Below are 24,065 nucleotides of genomic sequence, written 5' to 3'. Positions count from 1 at the left end.
GGTGCAAATCAGTCTTGGTATCCGTCCCCGCCATCGGCTAGCAAGAGCGGCACGGCAAGGGGACTGAAGATGAGCGGGATCACATTGCGCAAGGCCTCGTTCGATCGCTTTCCGACCGATCCGCGCCGCGCGGCGGTGCTGGGCGAATTGCATGCGCGGCCGTTCCCGCTGATCAAGCCGCCGCGGGTGCTCGTCGTCCTCGCCTTCATGATCGAGGACCATGGTGAAGCGGACCTTTCGGTGCTCTCCGAGATGTCGGTGCGCCGGGGCGTGCCGCCCCCGGCGGCGGGCGCGCGGACGCATTCCTTCGCCTTCGGCAAGGGCAAGCTGCGCTGGGAGCGCCACACCGAATTCTCCACCTATTCCTGGGACGGGCCGCCGCCGGAGCGCTTCGGTGACGCGGTCGACGGCCACCCGTTCGGCTCCGAGTTCCGGGCGCCGGGCCTCTTCATCGCCGGGGTCCGCCTCGAGTTGCGGCCCGACGACGCAGCCGGACAGGCAGCCCTCGAAAGCTTCGACAAGACGAGTTTCTGCTTCTCGACCATGGAAGGCGGCCGCGCCCGCGCCGCCACCGATTTTCGCCAGGATGGCGACGGATTGACGCGGATGCTGGTGCTCGCCGACGATCTGCCGCCGCCGCGTGCCGGGGCGCTTGCCATGCGCCTCGTCGAGATCGAGGTCTACCGCACGCTGGCGCTGCTCGGCCTGCCGCTCGCCCAGTCGGTCGGGCCGGCGATCCAGGCCCTCGAGGGCCAGCTGATGACGATCACCGAGGAGATGACCGGCGGGACGGAGGACAGCCGCAACCTCTTGCAGGAGATCACGCTTGCCGCGGCGCAGGTCGAGGCGTCCTCCGCCTCCGTCCTCTACAGGTTCGGCGCAAGCCGGGCCTATGACGAGATCGTGCGCGAGCGCCTCGGCGCGGTGGGCGAGCAGCCGATCGTCGGCCAGGAAAGCTGGAGCGCCTTCCTGAAGCGGCGCATGGGGCCGGCGATGCGCACCTGCCGCGCCATCGAGGAACGCCAGTCGGGCCTGTCGGAAAAGCTGAGCCGCGCCGCCAATCTGCTGCGCACCCGCATCGACGTCGAGCTGGAGCACCAGAACCGCGACCTCCTGTCGTCGATGGATCGGCGGGCGCGGCTGCAGTTGCGGCTGCAGCAGACCGTCGAGGGCCTCTCCGTCGCGGCCATCGGCTATTACGTCGTCAGCCTGTTCGGCTACATCGCCAAGGCCATCGAGCACGAGGGCTCGCCGGTTTCCGCGACGGTCATGACCGCAATGTTCGTGCCCGTCGCGCTTCTCGCCGTCTGGCTGGTCGTCCGACGGCTGCGCATCACCCACATGAAGGGCAGCGGCGAAGACGGGCACTGAAGCCGGCGGCCGCTTGTGGACGCGGCCGGGCAGGGCGCCTAGTTTTGGAGCGAACGGGAGACTGAGACCATGGCCGTCATGATGCCGAAGCCGTCACAGGCGATCCTCGATCGCCGCGCGGCGATCGTTGCCGCCCTGCGGGCGATCGTGCCGGGCGAAGGCGTCGTCGATGCCGCCAACGAAATGGCGGTGTTCGAATCGGACGGCCTCACCGCCTATCGCCAGATGCCGCTCGTCGTTGTGCTGCCGGACACGGTCGCCCAGGTTGCGGCGGTCCTATCCTATTGCCACGCCAACGACATTCCGGTGGTGCCGCGCGGCTCGGGAACCTCGCTGTCCGGCGGCGCCCTGCCGCTGGAAGACGGCGTCCTGCTCGTCCTGTCGAAGTTCAACAAGGTCATCGAGATCGACTACGACAATCGCTGCGCCGTCGTGCAGCCGGGAGTCACCAATCTCGGCATCACCAAGGCGGTGGAGGGCGAGGGCTTCTACTACGCGCCGGATCCGTCCTCGCAGATCGCCTGCTCGATCGGCGGCAACGTCGCGGAGAATTCCGGCGGGGTCCACTGCCTGAAATACGGACTGACCGCCAACAATGTCCTCGGCATCGAGTTCGTCACGATCGAGGGCGAGGTGATGCGGCTCTGCGGCAAGCATCTCGACGCGGAGGGCTACGACCTCCTCGGCCTGATGACAGGGTCGGAAGGGCTGCTGGGCGTCGTCACCGAGGTGACGGTGCGCATCCTGCAGAAGCCGGAGACGGCCCGCGCCGTGCTGATCGGCTTCCCGACCTCCGAGCAGGCCGGCGAATGCGTCGCTGCGATCATCGCCAAGGGCATCATTCCGGGCGGCATGGAAATGATGGACCGGCCGGCGATCCACGCCGCCGAGGATTTCGTCCATGCCGGCTATCCGCGCGACGTCGAGGCGCTGCTGATCGTCGAGCTCGACGGGCCGGGGGCGGAAGTCGATCACCTGCTCGCAGAGGTCGAGGCGATCGCCAATGCCAACGGCGCGGTAACCTGCCGGGTCTCGCAGTCGGACGAGGAACGCGCCGCCTTCTGGGCCGGCCGCAAGGCGGCCTTCCCGGCGGTCGGGCGCATCTCGCCGGACTATTACTGCATGGACGGCACGATCCCGCGCAAGGAACTGCCGAAGGTCCTCGCCGGCATGAAGGCGATGTCGGAGAAATACGGCCTGCGCGTCGCCAACGTCTTCCACGCCGGCGATGGCAATCTCCACCCGCTGATCCTCTACGACGCCAACAAGGAGGGCGAACTGCACCGGGCCGAGGAATTCGGTAACGACATCTTGCGCCTCTGCGTCGCGGTCGGCGGCGTCCTGACCGGCGAGCACGGGGTGGGCGTGGAAAAGCGCGACCTCATGCCGGAAATGTTCAACGAGGACGATCTGAAGCACCAGCAGCGGGTGAAGTGTGCCTTCGACGCCAAGCATCTGCTCAACCCCGGAAAGGTCTTTCCGCAGCTCCACCGCTGCGCCGAACTCGGCCGCATGCATGTCCACAAGGGGCAGGTGGCCTTTCCCGATTTGCCGAGGTTCTGATGGCGGCGGCGGCTTTGCAGGATGCCATCATGTCTCAGGCGACGAAGATTGCCGAGGATTGCGAACGTGCCGCGATCCGCGATGCGCTGCTATCCGGTCAATGGAACGCCATCAACCTCTGGCTCGGGCTTTCCGCTGCGCTGGCGGCGGCGCTGAGTGCCGCCCTGGCCGGAGCTGAATTCCTGCACGCCGGCGACTCGCAGCGCGGCGGCCTGTACAGCGGCGCCGCTGCCATCATCGCCTCGGTGGCCACCGCCGTGCTGACCTTCCTGAAGCCGTCGGAAAAGGCGGCGAGCTACCAGCAATATTCCAACAAGTATCACGCCCTGCGCGATCGGATCCGAAGCTTCGTGGCGATTGTTCCGCATCGCGAGGACCCGGACGTGGATCCGCTGGGCGAGTTTGAGAAGCTTCTGCAGGAGAAGCGGCAGATCGACGCCGAGCATCCGATCCTGCCGGAGTGGGCCTACCGCAAGGCCCACGAAAAGATGAAGGCGAAGCTGGCCCGCAAACGGGAATTCCAGGAAATGCAACCGGCGCGTAACGAAAGCGCGGGCCGGGATAGCGGGCTTATGAACGACCAATGATCCATGAACTGCTTCGTCCCGAGACGCCCGAGAGCCTGCGCGAAATCATTGCCGCCGCCATCTCGGCGGAAGAGCCGCTGGCGATCGAAGGCCATGGCTCCAAGCGCGGCCTCGGTCGCCCCGTGCAGGCGGCGAGTACCCTGTCGCTGGCCGCCATGAGCGGCGTCACGCTCTACGAGCCGGAGGAGCTTGTCCTCTCGGCCAGGGCCGGAACCCCGATCGCCGAGATCGAGCAGCTGCTCGACGACAACAACCAGCGCCTGGAATTCGAGCCGCTGGACTATGGCCCGCTGCACGGGCTGGAGCCGGGGCAGGGCACGCTCGGCGGCGTCATCGCCTGTAATCTCGCCGGGCCGCGCCGTCTGAAGCAGGGCGCGGCGCGCGATCACATCCTCGGCGTTGCCGCCGTGTCGGGCCGCGGCGAGATCTTCAAGTCCGGCGGCCGGGTGGTCAAGAACGTCACCGGCTACGACCTCTCCAAGGGGCTGACCGGCTCGTTCGGCACGCTGGCGGTGATGACCGACATCACGGTGAAGGTGCTGCCGAAGAGCGAGACCGAGACGACCCTGGTGCTGCGGGGGCTCGGCGACGATGCGGCCGCCGGCGCCATGGCCGCCGCCATGGGCTCCTCGGCGGAGGTGTCTGGCGCGGCGCATCTGCCGATGTTCGTCGCCGCGCGGGTCGCCGACGGCACGCTCGGCAAGGATGCCGCGACGCTGATCCGGCTGGAGGGGTTCGGCCCCTCGGTCGCGGCGCGCGCCGCGCATCTGGGCGCGGCCCTCTCGCGCGTCGCCCCCCTGGAGCGTCTGGAGGCCGATGCCTCCCGTGCGCTCTGGCGCGACGTTCGCGACGTGCGGCCCTTCGCCGACGGCACGGCCAAGCCGGTCTGGCGCCTCTCCGTCACGCCGACGCGGGGGCACGAGATCGTCATGAGCCTGCGCATGCAGACCGCGATCGACGCCTTCTACGACTGGCAGGGCGGGCTCGTCTGGATGCGGATGGAGGGCGAGCCGGCCGCCGCTCTGGTGCGCGAGACGATCCGCCGCTTTGGCGGTGGCCACGCGACGCTGGTGCGGGCATCCGAGCCGGTGCGGGCGGCAAGCGATGTCTTCCAGCCCCAGCCGGGCCCGCTTGCCGGCCTCACGCGGCGACTGAAGGAGCAGTTCGATCCGCAGGGCGTGCTCAATCCGGGCCGGATGGGGTAAAGTGTGCATAATGCACGGCCGCGAGGATGATCGATCATGACCGAAGACGAACTGTTCGAGTCGCATCCGGACATTGTCAGCGGAGCCCTCGTCTTTCGCGGCACGCGGGTGCCCGTGGATGCCCTTTTCGAGAACCTTGCCGGCGGATCCTCGCTCGAGGAGATACTCCTGGACTTTCCGAGCATTGGACGTGAGCGGGCGGAAGCCGCCATTCTGTTGGCCGCACGAGGCCTTCACGGCAAGGCCGCATGAACCGTGTCCTGTTGGACGAAGGCGTGCCACGCGGATTGGCGAAGGCCCTTAGGGATCGCGGGATCGCCGCGACTGCTTTTCCCAATGACTGGAAGCAGCTGCCGGATGGCCATCTGCTCGCTCGCGCCGAGGCGGAGGCTACGAGATCTTGGTGACCAACGACAAGAACCTGCCTTTCCAGCAGCCGCTGGCGGGGAGCGGTCTGGCCGTTCTGGTCCTCGCTTCCGCGGACCGGAAGCTGACCGAAACAATGGCCGACGCCATCACCCGGATCATCGCAAGCTTAAGTCCCGCACGTGCGTTCCTCCTTCGACGGGATGGAACCCTGATCGCCGATTTCGGCCCTTCTTCTCCAGCGCCGTGAGCCTACTGAATGCAAACCACCTTCTCGCCCGCCCAGCTTGCCGATCCGGAGATCGCCCATTCCGAGGGGATCATCCGCAAATGCGTGCATTGCGGCTTCTGCACTGCGACCTGCCCGACCTACGTGACGCTCGGCAACGAGCTCGACAGCCCGCGCGGGCGCATCTACCTGATCAAGGAGATGCTGGAGAACGACCGGCCGGCCGACGAGAAGACCGTCAAGCACATCGACCGCTGCCTCTCGTGCCTGGCCTGCATGACCACCTGCCCGTCGGGGGTCAACTACATGCATCTCGTCGACCATGCCCGCACCCATATCGAACGGACCTATCGCCGGCCGCTGGTCGACCGGATGATCCGCAAAGTGCTGGCGATGACGCTGCCTTATCCGGCACGGTTCCGGGCGAGCCTGACTTTGGCGCGGATCGCCCGGCCGCTGGCGCCGCTCTTTGCCGCCGTCAAACCGCTGAAGCCGCTGGCCGCCATGCTGAAGCTCGCGCCCGCCGCCGTGCCCCCACGCTCGCCCGTCAACGAGCCCGGCGTGCATCCGGCATCCAGCCCGCGCCGCGGTCGCGTGGCGATCCTGCGCGGCTGCGCCCAGTCGGTGCTCGATCCGAAGATCAACGAGGCGACGGTGCGGCTGCTGGGGCGGCTCGGCGTCGAGGTGGTCGTGCCGAAGGGCGAGGGCTGCTGCGGCGCGCTCGTCCATCACATGGGCCAGGAAGACGATGCGCTGGGCTTTGCCCGCCGCAATGTCGATGTCTGGAGCCGCGAGATCGCCGCCGGCGGGCTCGACGCGATCATCGTCACCACGTCGGGCTGCGGCACGACGATCAAGGATTACGGCCACATGCTGCGGCTCGACCCGGCCTATGCCGAGAAGGCCGCGCTGGTCTCCTCGCTGGCGAAGGATGTCACCGAATATCTGTCCGGGCTCGACCTGCCGCTGCCGGTCAACGCCACCGATCTCGTCGTCGCGTACCATTCGGCCTGTTCGATGCAGCACGGCCAGAAGATCACCATGGCGCCGAAAGTGCTGCTGGCGCAGGCCGGCTTCACCGTTCGCGACGTGCCGGAGGGGCATCTCTGCTGCGGCTCGGCCGGCACCTACAACATCCTGCAGCCGGAGATCGCCGCGACGCTGCGCGACCGCAAGGTGCGGAACATCGAGCGCATCGCGCCGCAGGCGATTGCCACCGGCAATATCGGCTGCATGACGCAGATCGGCTCGGCGACGGCGATCCCGATCCTCCACACGGTGGAACTGCTCGACTGGGCCTTCGGCGGCGAGAAGCCGGCAAGCCTCGCCGGCACCGAGCCGCGGCAACAGGCGGCTCTCGTCGCCGCGGAATAGACCCGGCGGCAAACGGCCCGTCGTCGCAGGCGGGCCGTTTCAGGATTGTCGGAGTGGCGTCAGCCGCCGAACAGGGCCGTCAGGGCATTCGACCGTACCGGGCCGAGATCGGCATAGAGACCCTTCGGGCCCTGGCCGCTCGGGCCGATGACGATCACCTTGCTGCCGTTCGGGACGCGCGAATAGAGGTGCTCGACGTCCTCGTTCATCATCCGGATGCAGCCCGACGACATGTTCTGACCGATGGTCCAGGGCTGGTTGGTGCCGTGGATGCGGAACAGCGAGTCGCGGCCGCCGCGATAGAGATACATCGCCCTCGCACCGAGCGGGTTGGCGGGCCCGCCTTCCATGTAGGCGGGCAGGATGCGGCCCTTGGCGCGCTCGCGCTTGATCATAGCGGCCGGCGGCGTCCAGCCCGGCCATTCCGCCTTGCGCCCGACCTTCATGTTGCCGGACCAGCCGAAGCCTTCCTTGCCGACGCCGACGCCGTAGCGGGTCGCCATGCCGGCGCCCTCGACGAAGTAGAGATATTTGCGCTGCGAATCGACGATGATCGTGCCCGGCGCCTCGTTTGTCTGGATCCGCACCTGCTTGCGCATGAAGGCGGCGGCCGGCCTGCGCTGCTGCACCTGGCGGGTCTGCGTCCGGGCCTGCGCCGCGTTCACCGTCTGCCACGTGTTCGTCGCGTAATCGTAGCGGCGCTCCTGGGCGCCCGCCTCGATGGTCATGAAAAGCGCCAGGGCGGCGGCGAGTCCGACCCCGATCGAAGGCTTGGCAGAAGTCATGCTGTTTCCCTCTCGCTCGCGGACCGGCTCGTCCGCGTCAATCTTATCACAATTTCGCCATGATTCGAAGGCGCTTGCCGGCTCATCCTGGCTCCGGTTCCATCGCGTCCTGAGTCAGTGTTTTCAGGCCGTCAGCGCACGACAACCTTCGTGCCGATAGTCACCCGCTCGTAGAGCTCCATCACGTCCTGGTTGCGCATCCGGATGCAGCCGGAGGAGACCGACTGGCCGATCGTCCAGGGCTGGTTGGTGCCGTGGATGCGGTAGAGGGTGGAGCCGAGATAGAGCGCCCGCGCGCCGAGCGGATTGGCCTCGCCGCCCTTCATGTGGGCCGGCAGGATCCGGCCGTTGCGGCGCTCCCGCGCGATCATTTCCTTCGGCGGCGTCCAGCCCGGCCATTCGGCCTTGCGGGTCACCGGGTGGCGGCCCTTCCAGGCAAAGCCCGGCTTGCCGACGCCGACGCCGTAGCGCCGCGCGGTGCCGCCCTTGCCGACGTGGTAGAGGAACTTCGAGCCGGTATCGACGACGATCGTCCCCGGCGCTTCCTTGCCGCGATAGGCGACGTCCTGCGGCAGGTAGATCGGATCGACATGGTGCTGCGGCACCATCTGGCGCGGCCGCTGCATCGCCACCTGCTGGGGCTCGCCGGGATGGAAGCCCCGCCGCACCACCCCCCGCGTGTGGCGAGGATCCGCGGCCGCAGGGGCGGGGTAGCGCACGACCCGCCGGGCACCGGCTGGATGTTCGCGCAGCACCGGCCGCGCCCGTCCGACGGCGACCGGCCGGGTGCCGAGCACGGCCCCCGAGAGATTGTTGGTCGGGCTGTTCATGTGCGGCCGGCGGTATCCCGGCACGACGCCGCTGCCCGGCGACAGCTGCAGGATCCATTCGCCCCGCAGCGCCGGCGATACTTCGACCCCGCGCTGCTGTGCGAAACCCGTCGCCGGATGCCCGATGACGGCAGCAAGGGCTGTGACGGCGATCAATGAAAAAATGCGTCGCATGGCGGATCCTCGTTCCGTTGCCCGGGGCAAGCACTCCCCGCAACCGGTCTCGGCCACAGCTTCGCCGCAAAGCCCGACCGAACGGTAAATGCCGCAGGGCGATGGCCACGTGGGTATCGAAACCAATTCAGAGGGTTAACGAGCCGTATCTGCCGCGGCAGTCGCCCGGTCGGAGTGCGCGCTTCGCACCCCGGGATGCTTTTGGGTCACATCGTTTCAAACAGCGACCTAAAGAGCCACTGGTCATTGTGCAGTGCAGCATAAATGGTAGATTTCTGACGCTGGGTCACCCCGGCAAAGGCCGATCAGAGCCATAGAGGGAAAACGCAGGGCAGTTCGGGCCGCCGCGGCGCGCCCGGGGATCAACCTCGACACGGCCGCCGAGCGCGGCCTCTGGAGCATTCCATGATCGCTCTTACCCTTATCGTCTGCCTCAACGCTGCCCCGGCCAATTGCCAGTCCGAGAACGTCGCCTTCGACGGCTCCATCATGCAGTGCGCGATGTTCGGCCAGGCGGCCGCCATCCAGCACCTGCAGGGGCGGCCGAAATGGCATCTGAAGCGCTATCGCTGCGATACGCGCCGGCTGACGGACGCCTGAACCGAGCGGGCCGCGGCGCTCAAAGCCGCGGCCGTCCGCCGCTGCGAGTTTGCCGTCGCCGTCCGCGCTGCCTCTGCCCAGGGGGCAGGCTTCGTCGCACCGTCCCGCGTCTTGTCAGCATCCGGCTCGCCTGCGATGACGGTGGCCATGAGCGAGCCCCTCGATCCACCGCCCGGCCTGACGGAAGGCCCTGACGGGCGCCTGCGCTGTGCCTGGCACGGCAGCGACGACGCCTATCGGCGCTACCACGACGACGAGTGGGGCCGGCCGGTGGCGGATGACGACCGCCTGTACGAAAAGCTCTGCCTCGAGGGGTTCCAGGCGGGCCTCTCCTGGCTGACGATCCTGCGCAAGCGTGAGGCTTTCCGCGAACTCTTCCACGGCTTCGCCGTCGACCGGGTCGCGGCGATGGACGAGGACGACATCGCCCGGATCGTCCTCGACGCGCGGATCATCCGCCATCGCGGCAAGATCGCCTCGGCCATCAACAACGCCCGCCGCACCCAGGCGGTGCAGGCGGCGCACGGCTCGCTGGCCGCCTTCCTCTGGGCGCACGAACCGCCTGCCTCGGAGCGGCCGGAGAGCGTCGACTGGGAATGGCTGCGCGCCAACCCCGTGACCCCCGCCGCCACGCGCCTGTCGAAGGCGCTGAAGCAGGCCGGCTTCACCTTCGTCGGCCCGACCACGATCTACGCCTTCATGCAGTCGATGGGCTTCGTCAACGATCACGTCGCCGGCTGCTGCGTGCGCGACGAGTGCGCGGCCGAGCGGGCGGCGTTCGTGCGACCGGCATCGGCGTAGGACTGCTGCCGAAAACAAGCGATTGTGCTTGTAAGTCGCCCGGACAAGCACCCTCTCGACTCAGTCCGGTTTCCAGATGCCCTGATCCCAGGACCGGATCGACATTCCAGCGTCGGCCAACATAGGAAGATGGCGCGAGGCGGCATCTGCTGCAGCATTCGTCGCGCCGCCTGCGGTGCCACGGATCGGCCGCGCGCGCGGCATTGAGGCGCACCTGCATGTTCAGATGTTCGAGCAGCGATAGCATTGCCCGCCGCTGATCGCCGTCCCGGCGTTTCAATTCGGCTTCGAGCGCGATCTGCCGTGGAACGGTGGCATTGTAGGCGCGGAAATGGTCGTCGAGCTTGAACTCATTTGGGCGAGGCTCCTCCAGACACAGTCATCAAGGAGTCCGGAGAGCGTGGCCGAACCCAGGCGTCGGAGTGACAGCGCAATCCCCTTATTCCGGTATGTAGGTTCCCCGCTCCAGCGCATTCAGCAAACCGATCGCGTCGGCGGCTTGGGGATATTCGCGCCGGGCATGGATCAGTCGAAGCGTCTCTCGCGCCTCGTCCGGCAGAACCGCGAGAGTTGCGATGGCAGCGTTCAAACGGACCTGCGGTTTGATATGATCGAATAACGTCCGTAGCACCCTACGCTGATCGCCCTTCCGCAAGCGCAATTCGTCTACGAGCGCGATGTAGTCGTCCACAAGGCGATTATATCGGCCCGTGATCATCCTCGTCGACCGCATGAGATTGGGAAAGACTCACGTCAAGAAACGCTTGGACGAGCTGTCCAACTGAGTAGGACCGATAGTCTTTTTTCGTCATTTGAGCAGGCCTTTTTCACGCAGTTGCTCGAGGCCCATCAAGAAGCGTTCCTCCCAGCTACGACCACGGAGAAAGTTCCGAGGAGACTGCCAATCATATCGAGGATTGCGTCTCTGATACCAAGCCGAGATTTCCTCGTGCTGTTATCGCGGAATCCGCACGAGATTATCATAGCTGTTGATCATCGACTGCGGGTAGCCATCCTGCTCCGCGGATGTTTTCTCGACGATGTGGTGGACGTGGGTGCCGTCCCTGTCGGCCTCGGCTTTTACCGCGCGGCGCAGATCGTCGAGCGGGCGCGGTTCGTCGAGCGCGGTTTCGATCTCGTCGAAAAAGCCGGTGAGATAGCCAACGGCCTCCAACGCGCGGGCCGCCAACGCGATACGCCGCTCCGGCAGACGACGAAGCGCCCGCAGCAACCACAGCGCCCAGCGCTTGGCGATACGATTACGCGCCGAGTCCGTTTCCGGATCGCGCTTCGGCAGTTCCGGCGGGTCCTCCATCGGCGGGCCGCCATTGTGGCCGATGCGGGGCTGCCATCGCCCCCGCCAACCCCTCGCCTTGCTCCCGACCGGAGCACGCGGTAGGGGAACGGCGCAGGGACGCGGCCTCTGGCGCCCGTCGAACCTCCTCCGGAATGCACATCATGGCCGACAAGAAGAAGAAACCGACCAGGGTCAACGCACGGCTGCCGCGCGGTTTCGTCGATCGCGACGCGGCCGATCTGCGCGCCCAGGATGCGATGCTGGCGACGATCCGCCGGGTCTACGAGACCTATGGCTTCGAGCCGGTCGAGACGCCGATGTTCGAATATACCGACGCGCTCGGCAAGTTCCTGCCCGATGCCGACCGGCCGAACGAGGGCGTGTTCTCGCTGATGGACGACGACGAGGCGTGGATGTCGCTCCGCTATGACCTCACCGCGCCGCTCGCCCGCTATGTCGCGGAGAACTACGAGACCCTGCCCAAGCCTTATCGCAGCTACCGCGCCGGCCATGTCTTCCGCAACGAGAAGCCGGGACCGGGGCGTTTCCGCCAGTTCATGCAATTCGACGCCGACATCGTCGGCGCGCCGAACGTCTCGGCCGACGCCGAGATGGCGATGATGATGGCCGACACGATGGAGGCGCTGGGCATTCCGCGCGGCCAGTACGTGATCCGGGTCAACAACCGCAAGGTGCTGGACGGTGTGCTCGAGGCGATCGGCCTCGGCGGCGAGGAGAATGCCGGGAAGCGTCTGACGGTGCTGCGGGCGATCGACAAGCTGGATAAGTTTGGTGTCGAGGGTGTCAAACTTCTACTCGGGGAAGGCAGGACGGACGAGAGTGGTGATCGAACGCCGGGCGCGGGGCTATCGGAAAACGCCATCAATAAAGTCGTGCAGTTCGTAATCGCTCCCCTCGGTCATGTCCTCACGAGAGAGCCATTGGCCGCAGGTTCGAATCCGGTCGCGCTAGGCAAAGTAGAGGGGTATCTGAACGTCGATAATCAAGCCGCCCTTCAGCGATTGGCTACCGCTGACATCACCTCTGAGCAGTTCCAAGAGGGTTTGACCGAACTTCAGCAGATAGCTGCGTTCTGTGGAGCAGCCGGCTATGGCGACGGCCGCATCCGCATCGACCCCTCCGTCGTCCGCGGCCTCGAATACTACACCGGCCCGGTCTTCGAGGCCGAGTTGCTGTTCGACGTGGTCAACGAGAAGGGCCAGAAGGTGCAGTTCGGCTCGGTCGGTGGCGGCGGGCGCTATGACGGGCTGGTGTCGCGCTTCATGAGCCAGCCGGTGCCGGCGACGGGCTTTTCCATCGGCGTGTCGCGGCTGATGACGGCGCTGAAGAATCTCGGCCGTCTGGAGACCGCGGAGCGGCCCGGCCCTGTGGTGGTCACCGTCATGGACCGCGACCGCATGGCCGACTACCAGGCGATGGCCGCCAGGCTGCGCGCCGCGCTGAACACCGACGCGGACGGCAACCCGACCGCCGAGCCGGTGCCGGTCGAGGTCTTCCAGGGCAATCCCAAGCAGTTCGGCAAGCAGCTGCAATATGCCGACCGCCGCAACGCCCCGGTGGTGATCATCCAGGGCGGCGACGAGAAGGCCGCCGGCAAAATTCAGGTCAAGGACCTGATCGAGGGCAAGAAGATCGCCGAGACGATCGAGGACAATGCCGAATGGCGCGAGGCCCGCGCCGGTCAGGAGCTCGTCGACGAGGCGGACATGGTCGAGGCCGTGCGTGCCATCCTCGCCCGTCATGCCGCAGCTGACGCGGCCTGAGCCGGTGAGCGATACCGCCGCGATCCCGTTCGAGACGGCGCTCGGCGCGCTCTTCGCCGCGCGTGGGACGGAGCGCGTGCGGGTGCCGATCATCCAGCCGGCCGAGCCCTATCTCGACACCGCCGGCGAGGCCTTCCGCCGCCGCATCTTCATGACCCGCGGCGAGGCAGGCGAAAATCTCTGCCTGCGGCCGGACTTCACCGTGCCGGTCTGCCGTGACCATGTCGCGAAGGCCCAGCAGCTGCCGCGCCGCTATTCCTATCTCGGCCTCGTCTTCCGCCAGCGCACGGGCGGGCCGGCGGAGTTCTTCCAGGCCGGCATCGAGGATCTCGGCGAGGAGAACCGCGCGACGGCCGATGCCCGCGCCCTGGCCGACGCGCTGGCGGGCCTTGCGGCCTGCGGCGTCGATGAAGCGGCGCTCGACATCGTGCTCGGCGACCAGGGCCTTTTCGAAGCGTTCCTGCGCGCGCTCGGCCTGCCGGAAGGCTGGCAGCGCCGGCTGATCCGCACCTTCGGGCATGACGACCAGCTGGAAGCGGCGCTGAAGGCGCTGGCCAGCGGCGGGGCTGCACGGCTCGAGGGGGTGGAGCCCGAGATGCTGGATCTCGCCCGCCAGCGGGAGGAGGGCGCCCTGACGCGGGCGATCCGCCGCCGCATGGACGAGGCGGGCCTGCCGCCGCATGCCGGCCGCTCGCCTGGCGAGATCGCCGCGCGGCTGATCGAGAAGGTCGCCGTCGCCGAAGCCCGGCTGAGCGAGGCCTCGCTCGGCCTTCTGCGGCGCTTCCTCGCCGTCGATTGCCCGCTGGCGGAGGCCGCCGACCGGCTGCGCGCGCTGGCGGAAGAGGCCGGGCTCGATCTCGGCCGGGCGCTCACCGTCTTCGAGACGCGCAACCTGGCGCTGCTCGCGGCCGATGTCGACCTTGCCGCGGTGCGCTATCGCGCCGCCTTCGGCCGCCCGATCGACTATTACACCGGCCTGGTCTTCGAGGTCCGGGCGCATGGCTCCGACCAGCCGCTGGTCGGCGGTGGCCGCTACGACCGGATGATGACGATGCTCGGCGCCGCCGAACCGATCCCGGCCGTCGGCTTCTCGCTGTGGCTCGACCGGATCGGCGATGCGCTCGGCGGAGGAGATGCGCGATGAGCGTGACGCTGGCGATCCCGTCCAAGGGCAGGCTCAAGGAACAGGCGCTGGCGGCGCTGGCCGGGGCCGGCATCGACGTCGCGCCGGCGGCCGACGAGCGCAGCTACCGGACCGTCGTCACCGGCGCGCCGGGGCTCGACGTCCTGCTGCTGTCGGCCTCGGAGATCGCGCGCGAACTGCGCGACGGTGCCGTCGATTTCGGCATCACCGGCGAGGATCTGATCCGCGAGACCATGGCGGAGCCGCAGGAAGCGGTGGAGATCGTCGCGCGGCTGGGCTTCGGCCAAGCCGACGTGGTGGTCGCCGTGCCCGATGCCTGGCTCGACGTCGAGACGATGGAGGATCTGGGCGACGTCGCGGGCTCCTGGCGCGCGCGCCATGGCAGGCGGCTGAGGGTCGCGACGAAATACTGGCGGCTGACGCAGAGCTTCTTCACCCGCCGCCACGGCATCCAGAGCTATCGGATCGTGGAAAGCCTGGGCGCCACCGAGGGGGCGCCGGCCGCCGGTTCGGCGGACATCATCGTCGACATCACCTCGACCGGTTCGACGCTGACGGCGAACCATCTGCGGATCCTCTCGGACGGGCTGATCCTGCGGTCCGAGGCGTGCCTGGTGCGATCGCTGGCGGGGCGCCGCGACCCTGAGGACGCGGCGCTGGCCGAGACGTTCGCGGCGCGGTTCCGCTGACAGCGGGGACCGCGCCGTCGGATCAGGCGTAGCGGCTTTCGCGCTTGGTCTTGTCGACGGCCATCGCCCCGGCGCCGGAACCGGCGAGGACGAGGAAGCCGCCGGCCAGCGCGATGTTCTTCAGGAGCGCGCTCTGCTCGCCGAGATGGGCGAGGACGCCGGTCGCCAGGCAGAACAAAGCGAGCGCGATGGCCACGGCCCGGACCTGGAAGCCGGCGAGAATGGCAAGGCCGCCGAGTAGCTCGAAGGCGCCGACGAGATAGGCCATGACGAGCGGCGCCGGGAAGCCGAGGCTGGCGAGATAGCCCGAGAAGCCTTCGGCGCCGACCAGCTTGCCGAAGCCGCTGACGATGAAGATGACCGAGAGCAGAACCCGGCCGGCCAGGATGAGATGAGGGTTCATGTAAAGTCTCCGATTGCCCGAGGGGCAGAAGTCCCCTTCGTTGCGACAGGCTGCAAAGTAAACGGTCTTCAGGCGAAATGCAGCGGGCGCTTTAGCCGACGAATTGTCAACTGAAATCGATACAATTGCCCGCTCAAGGGTGACGGCGCCGTCCCGCCACCCTTGCACGAAAATGCCTGTCAGCCCGGCCGGATCATCGCCGCCGGATCGACGATGCGGTCGTAGTCCTCGCCCGACACATGGCCCGAGGCGATCGACTCCTCGCGCAGGGTCGTGCCGTTCTTGTGCGCCGTCTTGGCAATATGGGCGGCGTTGTCATAGCCGATGCTCGGGGCGAGCGCCGTCACCAGCATCAGCGACTGCTCCATCAGGCTCCTGATCCGCGGCTCGTTCGCCTCGATCCCGTCGACGCAGTGTTCGGCAAAGCTTTCCATGCCGTCGGCGAGCAGGCGGATCGAGGTGAGCACCGCCTTGGCGATCACCGGCTTGAAGACATTGAGCTCGAAATGGCCCTGGGATGCGGCGACCGTCACCGTCGTCTCGTGGCCGAAGATCTGCGTCGCGACCATGGTCAGCGCCTCTGCCTGGGTCGGGTTGACCTTGCCCGGCATGATCGACGAGCCCGGCTCGTTGGCGGGCAGGTTGAGCTCGCCGAGGCCCGAGCGCGGCCCGGAGCCCAGGAAACGGATGTCGTTGGCGATCTTCATCAGGTCGGCGGCGAGCGTGTTCAGCGACCCGTGGAAGAACGTCAGCGCCCCATGCGAGGCGAGCGCCTCGAACTTGTTCTCGGCCGTGCGGAACGGCTCGCCGGTGAGCGTGGCGATCTCCGCCGCGACGGCGACGTCGAAGCCCTCCGGCGCATTCAGCCCGGTGCCGACGGCGGTGCCGCCCTGAGCGAGCGCGTAGACGCCGTCCAGCGCATCGGCGATGCGCTTCTTCGACAGCTGCAGAGCCGCCGCATAGCCGGAGAATTCCTGGCCCAGCGTCACCGGCGTCGCGTCCTGCGTATGGGTGCGGCCGATCTTGATAATGTGGGCGTATTCGTTCGCCTTGGCATCGAGCGAGCGATGCAGCCGGTCGAGCGCCGGCAGCAGCAGCTTGCGCGTCTCGAGCACCGTGGCGACATGCATGGCGGTCGGGAACACGTCGTTCGACGACTGGCTCATGTTGACGTGGTCGTTCGGGTGGATCGGCTGCTTTGAGCCCATCGTTCCGCCGAGCATCTCGATCGCCCGGTTGGAGATCACCTCATTGACGTTCATGTTGGTCTGTGTGCCGGAGCCGGTCTGCCAGACCACCAGCGGGAAGTGGTCGTCGAGCTGGCCGGCGATGATCTCGTCGGCGGCGCTCTCGATGGCGTCGGCGACCGCGCCGTCGAGACGGCCCATCGACGTGTTGACCCGGGCGGCGGCCTTCTTGACCAGCGCCAGGGCGGTGATCAGCGGCATCGGCTGGCGATCCCCGCCGATCCGGAAATTGTTCCGCGACCGCTCGGTCTGCGCACCCCAGTACCGATCCGCGGCAACCTCGATCGCGCCGATGGAATCCGTTTCGCGCCGTGTCTGGCTCATGCCACCCCTCCAAAGCTGTTGAGGCCGCGGCAAGGCGGCCAGCGGGGGATACCTATTCCGCTTCGCATGAAATCGGAACCCCACCCGAGCAGTCGCTGCGCCAACGGCCGGATTCGCGACCGAGGCTTTTCCGTCGGCGAGTAAGAACGTTCGAAACGCTGATAAAACGGTTTTGAAGCGGGTTTTATCGGGCAAAGACTTCATCCTGCCCCGGTCTGCGGGCAATATACTGCCGCAATTGAACCGAGACCAACGTGCTGCCTGAAGAGTAGGCAGGCAACGTCGGCGATCTATGGCATCATCTCTGAGAGAACGGGAGGTTATACTGAATGATAAGGACGATCATGGTAGCTGCCGCTGTGCTCGCTTCGGCATCATCGGCGCTTGCTGTAACCGTTCACAACCGGGACGACGTGACGCGACAGGTGACCTTCGACAAGGGAGCGGAAGAGGTGATGCATCCGCTCGAGGCGGGTGCCTCCGTCACCGAATCTTGCCCGACGCGCTGTGCGGTCCGCGTTGCCGGCCGCGGCCACGATTTCCTCGCGCAAGACGGCGATAGGCTGGCTATCGAGGGCATGGTCGTGGTCCGCGATACCGATACCTAGCTCAAGGCCCGACAGATTTTACCGGCTCGGTAGGACCCCCGGTAAGTACAGGTCGCCGCCTGTCGGCGACCCGTTACAGACCGGTGAGCGTCAGCTGGCCGGGCAATGGGCGCCGGTGGCGGCCCAGGCTTCGTACAGGGCGCCGAACTCTTCCTGCGTGCCCGGTGCCTTCTCGCGCCCGGCACCCGGCTCCCAGCCCCAGCCCACCAGATCATCGGCGGCCATATGCTCGACCAGTTCGGCGAGCGTCTTGCCGCCATTGCGGTCGACATCCTTGATCTGCTCGCAGATCTCGCCCAGCGAGCGGCCTTCCCAGGCCATCTCGATCGGCGCGAGATGCCAGTTGGGATTGCCAGGGATCGACTCGAGTCCCTCGGCCTGGGCGATGACGGCGACGTTCTCCGGGCCGTGGCAGGTGTTGCACTGCATGCCGATGGCGCCGAAATTGGCCTCGCCGCGTTCGACGGGCGGCTGGTGCGGATGCATGTCCATGCCCTGCAGCGGCCGGTTGCCGGCCGGGTGGCAGTTCACGCAGCGCGGATGCAGCAGCACCTTGCCGGTTTCCTCGAAGATCGCCACCGACCGCGCCGCCTCGTCGGCAATGTTGTCGAAATCGGAGACCGGGCGGAGCGACTGGCTGCCGTCCGGCCGCGCCGTCACCGCCGGCGTCGACGGCTCGGGGGCCTCGGGCGCACGCTCCTGGGCGACGGCGGACGCCGCCACTGCCAGGCCAAACGCGAGCGCGATGCCGGTCAGGCGACCGGCAAGATATGTCTGTGACGTCACGTGTCTGGTCCTGTTGTTCACGACGTGAGGGAGCCGACGATCGGCAGGCGGCGAACCGGCTGTCCGGTCAGGCGGCGCCAGGCATTGGCGACGGCAGGTCCGATCGGCGGCACGCCGGGCTCGCCCACCCCGGTCGGCGGCTCGGTCGACTCGATGATCGCCACCTCGACCTCCGGCATTTCCTCGATCCGCAGCGAGCGGTAGTCGTGGAAGTTCGACTGCATGATCTTGCCGCCTTCGCCGAGCGTGATCTGGTCGAACAGAATGGCGCCGAGGCCGTAGCCGATGCCGCCTTCCATCTGCGCCCTGATGACGTTGGGGTTGACGGCGACGCCGCAATCCACCGCGCACCAGACCTTGTGGACGCGCGGGCCGCCATCCGCCCCGATCGACACTTCGGCGATCTCGGCGACATAGGTGTTGAAGCTCTTGTGGACTGCGACACCGCGCTGGCGCCCGTCCGCCACCGGCGAGCCCCAGTCGGCGATTTCGGCGACCCGCTTCAGCACGGCGGTGTGGCGCGGATGCTCGGAGAGTAGCGCCAGCCGACCGTCGACGGCATCCTTGCCGCCGCGTTCGAGCAGCTCGTCGATGAAAGTCTCGACGGCGAAGCCGGTGTGCGTATGGCCGACCGACCGCCACCACAGGGCCGGTACCTGCAGCTCGGTCTGGTGCGCGCGCACCCTGAGGTTGGGGATCGCATAGGGGAGGTCCGATGCGCCTTCGACCGTGGTGTCGTCGAGCTCGGTCTTCTTCATGATCGACTGGCCTGCGATGACCTGGTCCCAGGCGACGATGTTGCCGTCCGCGTCGATCGCGCCCTTCAGCGAATGGACGTAGATCGGCCGGTAGAAGCCGCCGCGAATGTCGTCCTCGCGCGTCCACATGTGCTTGACCGGGCGGTTCATGCCGGAGGCCGCGAACACCGCCGCGGCTTCCCGCATGTAGGGCGAGCCGAACTGCGCGCGCCTGCCGAAACTGCCGCCGGCGAGCTGCGTGTGGACGCGCACCATGGACTGGTCGACGCCGCAGGTCTCGGCGATCGCCGCCTTGTCCTGGCCGGGGAACTGCGAGCCGGTATAGCAGTCGATCGAGCCGTCGTCGGCGCGCATCAGCACCGCATCCAGCGGCTCCATCGGCGCATGGGCGAGGAACGGGAAGACCAGATCCGATTCCAGCCGGGTGATGCCGTCGCCCGAAAGCGCCGTCTCGACGTCGCCATTGTCGGTCGCGCCGAGCAGCTCGCCGTCGATCAGCCGGCGATAGTCTTCATAGATCTCCTCGCTCGAGCGCGATTCCGCCGATGCGAGATCCCATTCGATGGTGAGCGCCGCGCGGCCCTTCAGCGCCGCGAAGGTGTTCTCGGCGTAGATCGCGATGCCCTGCGGCACGCGCTTGACGTCGACGACACCCTGGACCTGCCTGGCCGCGCTGTCGTCGAAGCTCTTCACCGTCGCGCCGAAATGCTCCGGATGCGCGACCATGGCGATCAGCATGTCGTCGGCAAGGACGTCGAGGGTGAAGATCGCCGTGCCGTCGGTCTTCGCCGGCGTGTCGAGCTTCGGCCGGTCGGTCCCGATCAGGACGAAATCCTTCGGATCCTTCAGCACCGGGTCGGTCGGCGGCTCCATCGTGGCGGCCTTGTCGGCGAGTTCGCCGAAGCCGGTTTCCCGGCCGCTGGCCGCATGGCTGACGCGGCCCTTGGAGACGGTGATTTCGCCGGCGGGCACGCTCCACATCTCCGCCGCTGCCGCGACCAGCATGGCCCGCGCGGTGGCGCCCGCAACCCGCATCTGCTCGTAGGAGTTGGCGATGGCGGTCGAGCCGCCGGTGCCCTGCAGGCCGAAGGCGAGGTTCTTATAGATCTCGTCGTCGGCCGGTGCCGCGGCAGCCCGCATCTGGCCCCAGTCGGCGTCGAGTTCTTCGGCCACGATGGTGGCCAGGCCGGTATAAGGGCCCTGGCCGAATTCGATGTGCTTCGACAAGACGGTGACGGTGCCGTCCGTCGCGACGCGCACGAAGGCGTTGAGATTCTGCACCGGACCCATGGCATCGGCCGGCGTGCCCTTGAGCAGCGCGCTTGCCGCGATAGACCGGGACGCGAGCGTCACGCCGATGACGAGGCCGGTGCCGGCCAGGAAGCTGCGCCGCGAGACCTTGATGTTCTGAATGCCCATGGCTCAGCCCTCCAGCGTGTCGGCGGCGTCGTGGATCGCCTGCCGGATGCGGACATAGGTCGCGCAGCGGCAGATATTGCCGGTCATCGCGCCGTCGATGTCATCGTCGCTCGGCTTCGGGTTGAACTGCAGCAGCGACACGGCGGACATGATCTGGCCGGACTGGCAATAGCCGCATTGCGGCACGTCGATCGCCGTCCAGGCCGCCTGCACGGCCTGAGCTTCCGGCCCTTCCAGGCCTTCGATCGTCGTCACGCTGGAGCCGTCGACGGTGGAGATCGGGGTTACGCAGGAGCGACGCGTCATGCCGTCCAGATGCACGGTGCAGGCGCCGCACTGGGCGATGCCGCAGCCGTACTTGGTGCCGGTGAGCCGTTCGGCGTCGCGGATCACCCAGAGCAGCGGGGTGTCGGGATCGCCGTCGAACGTCTTTTCCTGGCCGTTGAGCGTGAATGTGACCACGGGAGCCCCCTTTCGGTCGGCTGCAGGGAATGTCGCCGCAAGGCGCTTCCGCTGTTATTGGATTTGTTCCAGTCTAGACGATGCCGGAAAAACAGCAATGGCTTCAACGCCCATGCGCCGATGCGTAAGTCAGGCTTGCTATCGGCCGCGGTCGCGATACGGGCAATGCCTTGCCTGCCGGCGGATGGATCCGTGGCCGCAACGAAAAAGGCCGCCTCCCGAAGGAGACGGCCTGCATGCATGCCGGAAGATTGGCGTCAGCTGATCTGGTCTTTGACCGCGTCCTTGACCTTGCCGTAGTTCTTCTGGGTCTTGCCTTCGACCTGATCGACTTCGCCTTCGGCCTCGAGGCGCTCGTTGCCCACAGCGCGGCCCGCGGCTTCCTTGATCTTGCCGCCGATTTCCTTGGCGCCGCCCTTGATTTCGTTCTCATCGACCATGGGATCACTCCTTGTCCGAATGCCGGCAGAACTGCCTGGCTTGTAGACAGCTAAACGGTTCGTTCGACTTATGGTTCCGGCCAGCGAGGTGACGTCCTACCGCAGCAGGCCGACGATCTGGGTTGCCGCAAGGCCGCACACGAGGATGCCGACAGCGCGCAACAGGACAGTCTCCGAAACGCGGCGGACGATGTAGCCGGCGAAGGGTGCGGCGAGAACGCCGCCGACAATGAGGCCGAGGACAGCGAGGCCATGCACTGACAGACCGCCCGCTTCTTCCCAGTGCCCGGTGGCAAGGGCAAACAGGAAGGTCAGCGATACTGAAAGGGTGACGAGGATTCTGCGGCGTTGACGCTGCCGATCACGTAGCGCGGCTGGCCGCCGGCCCCGAGCAGGCCCGATGTGAGGATCGGCCCCCAGCCGCCACCGCCGATGGCGTCGAGAAATCCGCCGCAGGCCGCCAGGGGCGCGACCGTCCGTCGCGAGACGGGCCGGCTGGGGATCTTCCGGAACGAGCGCGACAGGAGATACAGCCCGATCACCGCCAGATAGGCGGCGACATAGGGGCGAACGACATCGCCGGAAATCCCGGTCAGAACGTACGTCCCGGCGACGCCACCGAGGACGCCCAGCGGCACGAGCCGCCAGAACAGCGTCCAGTCGATGTTGCGGTTGACGAGATGCGCCGTGCCGGAGGCCGCCGTGGTGAACAGCTCGGCCGTATGAACCGCGGCCGACGCTGCGGCCGGTGCGACGCCAAAGGACAGGAGCACGGTGGAGGAGACGACGCCGTAGGCCATGCCGAGGGCGCCATCGACCAACTGGGCAAGCGCGCCAACGATGAGAAACAGAAGAAAATCGCTCATGCGGCGAAAATCCGACAGTTGATGATCGCTTCAGGGTAGGGGGTTCCCGCGCGCAGGACAGGAAGGAAAATCCTGCCGAGGCGCCAGGAACGACATGCCCTGTGCGTTCTTATTCACCGCCGGAGCCAGTAATTTTCGCAACGTGAAATGCGGTTGCCGCAGCCGCCCAACGAAAAAGGGGCCCGGCGAAATGCCGAGCCCCTCGATAGTCCGGATGGACCGTTCGGTCGGACTTTAGAAGTCCATGCCGCCCATGCCGCCCATGCCGCCGCCCATGCCGCCTGGCATGCCGCCGCCGGCCGAGTCCTTCTTGGGGGCCTCGGAGATCATGGCTTCGGTGGTGACCAGGAGGCCCGCAACCGATGCCGCGTCTTCGAGAGCCGAACGCACGACCTTGACCGGATCGACGATGCCCATCTGGATCATGTCGCCGTACTCGCCGGTCGCGGCGTTGTAGCCGAAGGTGACGCTATCGTTGTCGAGGATCTTGCCGACGATGATCGAACCCTCGGCACCGGCGTTGGTGACGATCTGGCGCAGCGGAGCCTGGAGGGCGCGGCGCACGATGGTGATGCCGGCTTCCTGGTCCTGGTTGATGCCCTTGATCGTCAGCGCGTTGGAAGCGCGCAGCAGAGCCACGCCGCCGCCGGCAACGATGCCTTCTTCGACGGCCGCACGGGTCGCGTTCAGGGCGTCGTCGACGCGATCCTTCTTTTCCTTGACCTCGACCTCGGTCGCACCGCCGACGCGGATGACCGCGACGCCGCCTGCGAGCTTGGCCAAGCGCTCCTGGAGCTTCTCGCGGTCGTAGTCCGAGGTGGTCTCCTCGATCTGCGCCTTGATCTGGCCGACACGGGCCTTGATCTGCTCGGACTCACCGGCGCCGTCGACGACGGTGGTGTTTTCCTTGGTGATCGAGACCTTCTTGGCGCGGCCGAGCATGTCGAGGGTGACGTTCTCGAGCTTGATGCCGAGATCCTCGGAGATGACCTGGCCGCCGGTGAGGACGGCGATGTCCTCGAGCATGGCCTTGCGGCGATCGCCGAAGCCCGGTGCCTTCACGGCAGCGATCTTCAGGCCGCCACGCAGCTTGTTGACGACGAGCGTGGCCAGGGCCTCGCCCTCGACGTCCTCGGCGATGATCACCAGCGGCTTGCCCGACTGGACGACCTGCTCGAGCACCGGCAGCAGCGCCTGCAGGTTCGACAGCTTCTTCTCGTGCAGGAGGATGTAGGCATCCTCGAGCTCGGCGACCATCTTCTCGGCGTTGGTCACGAAGTACGGCGACAGGTAGCCGCGATCGAACTGCATGCCTTCGACGACTTCAAGCTCGGTCTCGGCGGTCTTGGCTTCCTCGACGGTGATGACACCCTCGTTGCCGACCTTCTGCATCGCCGAAGCGATCATCTCGCCGATTTCGCGCTCGCCATTGGCCGAGATCGTGCCGACCTGTGCGACTTCGTCGGAGGTCTCGATCTTGCGGGCCGCGGCGGCCAGCGCCTCGACGACCTTGATGACGGCCATGTCGATGCCGCGCTTGACGTCCATCGGGTTCATGCCCGCTGCGACGGCCTTGCCGCCTTCGCGAACGATCGCCTGGGCGAGAACCGTGGCGGTCGTGGTGCCGTCGCCGGCCTTGTCGTTGGTCTTCGAGGCCACTTCGCGCACCATCTGGGCGCCCATGTTCTCGAACTTGTCCTCGAGCTCGATCTCCTTGGCGACGGTGACGCCGTCCTTGGTGATGCGGGGCGCGCCGAACGACTTGTCGATGACGACGTTACGGCCCTTCGGGCCGAGGGTCACCTTCACCGCGTCGGCGAGGATGTCGACGCCGCGCAGCATGCGTTCACGAGCGTCGCGGCCGAATTTTACTTCTTTAGCTGCCATGTTCTTGATTCTCCCGGGCGCGCCATCGAAGGCCGCGCCGTGTGAATTTCGTGATGGAAAGGATCC

General features: G+C 67.0%; 25 protein-coding genes and 1 pseudogene. 13 read left to right on the top strand and 13 right to left on the bottom strand.

Translation table 11 applies throughout. The features are described from left to right. Positions 1–69 precede the first annotated feature (69 nt). From GTW51_RS05260 to glcF, 7 genes are all read left to right on the top strand, one after another. Entirely contained in the window at positions 70–1,371 is a 1,302-nt protein-coding gene (locus GTW51_RS05260; RefSeq protein ID WP_163042848.1) for a DUF3422 family protein, read from the top strand. Positions 1,372–1,440: 69 nt separating this feature from the next. Continuing rightward, positions 1,441–2,934, top strand: a complete 1,494-nt coding sequence (locus GTW51_RS05255) for an FAD-linked oxidase C-terminal domain-containing protein (protein WP_163042847.1) — start codon at positions 1,441–1,443, stop codon at positions 2,932–2,934. Further along, positions 2,934–3,521, top strand: a complete 588-nt coding sequence (locus tag GTW51_RS05250) for an SLATT domain-containing protein (RefSeq protein ID WP_163042846.1) — start codon at positions 2,934–2,936, stop codon at positions 3,519–3,521. The genes GTW51_RS05255 and GTW51_RS05250 overlap by 1 nt, the downstream gene beginning before the upstream one ends. Next, complete coding sequence (gene glcE, locus GTW51_RS05245) at positions 3,518–4,726, top strand: glycolate oxidase subunit GlcE (RefSeq protein ID WP_163042845.1); 1,209 nt, start codon at positions 3,518–3,520, stop codon at positions 4,724–4,726. Before GTW51_RS05250 ends, glcE begins: the two co-directional genes overlap by 4 nt. Positions 4,727–4,762: 36 nt before the next feature. Next, positions 4,763–4,978, top strand: coding sequence for a DUF433 domain-containing protein (locus GTW51_RS05240; RefSeq protein WP_163042844.1), 216 nt, complete (start codon positions 4,763–4,765; stop codon positions 4,976–4,978). A gap of 151 nt (positions 4,979–5,129) precedes the next feature. Beyond that, positions 5,130–5,342 (top strand): hypothetical protein, encoded by a 213-nt coding sequence (locus GTW51_RS05235; RefSeq protein WP_163042843.1) that lies wholly within the window; start codon positions 5,130–5,132, stop codon positions 5,340–5,342. A 9-nt stretch (positions 5,343–5,351) separates the two neighbouring features. After that, positions 5,352–6,695, top strand: a complete 1,344-nt coding sequence (glcF, locus tag GTW51_RS05230; protein WP_163042842.1) for a glycolate oxidase subunit GlcF — start codon at positions 5,352–5,354, stop codon at positions 6,693–6,695. Between the two features lie 59 nt (positions 6,696–6,754). On the opposite strand, the gene GTW51_RS05225 is transcribed toward glcF, so the two are convergent. Further along, positions 6,755–7,480, bottom strand: coding sequence for a L,D-transpeptidase (locus GTW51_RS05225; RefSeq protein ID WP_246232659.1), 726 nt, complete (start codon positions 7,478–7,480; stop codon positions 6,755–6,757). Between the two features lie 131 nt (positions 7,481–7,611). Further along, positions 7,612–8,484 (bottom strand): L,D-transpeptidase, encoded by an 873-nt coding sequence (locus GTW51_RS05220; protein ID WP_163042841.1) that lies wholly within the window; start codon positions 8,482–8,484, stop codon positions 7,612–7,614. 405 nt (positions 8,485–8,889) lie between these two features. Here GTW51_RS05220 and GTW51_RS05215 point away from each other — a divergent pair, with 405 nt between their 5' ends. Together GTW51_RS05215 and GTW51_RS05210 are read left to right on the top strand one after the other, a co-directional pair. Next, positions 8,890–9,084, top strand: a complete 195-nt coding sequence (locus GTW51_RS05215) for a hypothetical protein (protein WP_163042840.1) — start codon at positions 8,890–8,892, stop codon at positions 9,082–9,084. 147 nt (positions 9,085–9,231) lie between these two features. Further along, positions 9,232–9,885, top strand: coding sequence for a DNA-3-methyladenine glycosylase I (locus tag GTW51_RS05210; protein ID WP_163042839.1), 654 nt, complete (start codon positions 9,232–9,234; stop codon positions 9,883–9,885). Here the strand turns inward: GTW51_RS05210 and GTW51_RS05205 are convergent. The 3 genes from GTW51_RS05205 to GTW51_RS05195 all read right to left on the bottom strand — a co-directional run bounded on the left by GTW51_RS05205 (position 9,803) and on the right by GTW51_RS05195 (position 11,200). Beyond that, the gene (locus tag GTW51_RS05205) at positions 9,803–10,258 is read right to left on the bottom strand and encodes a DUF2019 domain-containing protein (RefSeq protein ID WP_281354578.1); all 456 of its coding nucleotides are present in this window, start codon (positions 10,256–10,258) and stop codon (positions 9,803–9,805) included. The two genes, GTW51_RS05210 and GTW51_RS05205, sit on opposite strands and share 83 nt — an antisense overlap. Positions 10,259–10,324: 66 nt before the next feature. Beyond that, positions 10,325–10,603, bottom strand: a complete 279-nt coding sequence (locus GTW51_RS05200; RefSeq protein WP_246232655.1) for a DUF2019 domain-containing protein — start codon at positions 10,601–10,603, stop codon at positions 10,325–10,327. 237 nt (positions 10,604–10,840) lie between these two features. Beyond that, complete coding sequence (locus GTW51_RS05195; RefSeq protein ID WP_163042837.1) at positions 10,841–11,200, bottom strand: hypothetical protein; 360 nt, start codon at positions 11,198–11,200, stop codon at positions 10,841–10,843. A gap of 143 nt (positions 11,201–11,343) precedes the next feature. Between GTW51_RS05195 and hisS the strand changes: the two genes are divergently transcribed. Genes hisS through hisG form a run of 3 tightly spaced genes read left to right on the top strand, consistent with a single transcriptional unit; the run spans position 11,344 to position 14,799 of the window. Next, positions 11,344–12,966 carry a histidine--tRNA ligase gene (gene hisS / locus GTW51_RS05190; RefSeq protein ID WP_163042836.1) on the top strand — a complete coding sequence of 541 codons (1,623 nt, stop codon included), beginning with the start codon at positions 11,344–11,346 and terminating at the stop codon, positions 12,964–12,966. After that, positions 12,944–14,110 (top strand): ATP phosphoribosyltransferase regulatory subunit, encoded by a 1,167-nt coding sequence (locus GTW51_RS05185; protein ID WP_163043016.1) that lies wholly within the window; start codon positions 12,944–12,946, stop codon positions 14,108–14,110. The genes hisS and GTW51_RS05185 overlap by 23 nt, the downstream gene beginning before the upstream one ends. Next, complete coding sequence (gene hisG / locus GTW51_RS05180) at positions 14,107–14,799, top strand: ATP phosphoribosyltransferase (RefSeq protein ID WP_163042835.1); 693 nt, start codon at positions 14,107–14,109, stop codon at positions 14,797–14,799. Before GTW51_RS05185 ends, hisG begins: the two co-directional genes overlap by 4 nt. A gap of 22 nt (positions 14,800–14,821) precedes the next feature. Here hisG and GTW51_RS05175 read toward each other — a convergent pair whose 3' ends face one another. Together GTW51_RS05175 and fumC are read right to left on the bottom strand one after the other, a co-directional pair. Then, the gene (locus GTW51_RS05175; RefSeq protein ID WP_163042834.1) at positions 14,822–15,202 is read right to left on the bottom strand and encodes a DoxX family protein; all 381 of its coding nucleotides are present in this window, start codon (positions 15,200–15,202) and stop codon (positions 14,822–14,824) included. Positions 15,203–15,381: 179 nt separating this feature from the next. Next, positions 15,382–16,773, bottom strand: a complete 1,392-nt coding sequence (gene fumC, locus GTW51_RS05170) for a class II fumarate hydratase (RefSeq protein WP_163042833.1) — start codon at positions 16,771–16,773, stop codon at positions 15,382–15,384. Between the two features lie 344 nt (positions 16,774–17,117). Here fumC and GTW51_RS05165 point away from each other — a divergent pair, with 344 nt between their 5' ends. Further along, positions 17,118–17,381, top strand: coding sequence for a hypothetical protein (locus tag GTW51_RS05165; protein ID WP_163042832.1), 264 nt, complete (start codon positions 17,118–17,120; stop codon positions 17,379–17,381). A gap of 90 nt (positions 17,382–17,471) precedes the next feature. On the opposite strand, the gene GTW51_RS05160 is transcribed toward GTW51_RS05165, so the two are convergent. The 6 genes and pseudogenes from GTW51_RS05160 to groL all read right to left on the bottom strand — a co-directional run bounded on the left by GTW51_RS05160 (position 17,472) and on the right by groL (position 23,999). Beyond that, on the bottom strand, positions 17,472–18,167 hold the full coding sequence (locus GTW51_RS05160; RefSeq protein WP_163042831.1) for an Isoquinoline 1-oxidoreductase subunit: 696 nt from the start codon (positions 18,165–18,167) through the stop codon (positions 17,472–17,474). Between the two features lie 17 nt (positions 18,168–18,184). Next, positions 18,185–20,344: a xanthine dehydrogenase family protein molybdopterin-binding subunit gene (locus GTW51_RS05155; RefSeq protein ID WP_163042830.1), complete on the bottom strand. Its 2,160-nt coding sequence runs from the start codon at positions 20,342–20,344 to the stop codon at positions 18,185–18,187. Between the two features lie 3 nt (positions 20,345–20,347). Beyond that, positions 20,348–20,806, bottom strand: coding sequence for a 2Fe-2S iron-sulfur cluster-binding protein (locus tag GTW51_RS05150; protein ID WP_163042829.1), 459 nt, complete (start codon positions 20,804–20,806; stop codon positions 20,348–20,350). 257 nt (positions 20,807–21,063) lie between these two features. Continuing rightward, the gene (locus GTW51_RS05145; protein ID WP_163042828.1) at positions 21,064–21,246 is read right to left on the bottom strand and encodes a CsbD family protein; all 183 of its coding nucleotides are present in this window, start codon (positions 21,244–21,246) and stop codon (positions 21,064–21,066) included. 96 nt (positions 21,247–21,342) lie between these two features. Beyond that, positions 21,343–22,112 (bottom strand): annotated as a pseudogene (locus GTW51_RS05140) (sulfite exporter TauE/SafE family protein). Between the two features lie 234 nt (positions 22,113–22,346). Beyond that, positions 22,347–23,999 (bottom strand): chaperonin GroEL, encoded by a 1,653-nt coding sequence (gene groL, locus GTW51_RS05135; RefSeq protein ID WP_163042827.1) that lies wholly within the window; start codon positions 23,997–23,999, stop codon positions 22,347–22,349. Positions 24,000–24,065 lie beyond the last annotated feature (66 nt).

The sequence above is a fragment of the Aurantimonas aggregata genome (genome assembly GCF_010500835.1).
GTDB lineage: Bacteria > Pseudomonadota > Alphaproteobacteria > Rhizobiales > Rhizobiaceae > Aurantimonas > Aurantimonas aggregata.
This window is presented reverse-complemented; position numbering and strand designations above follow the sequence as displayed.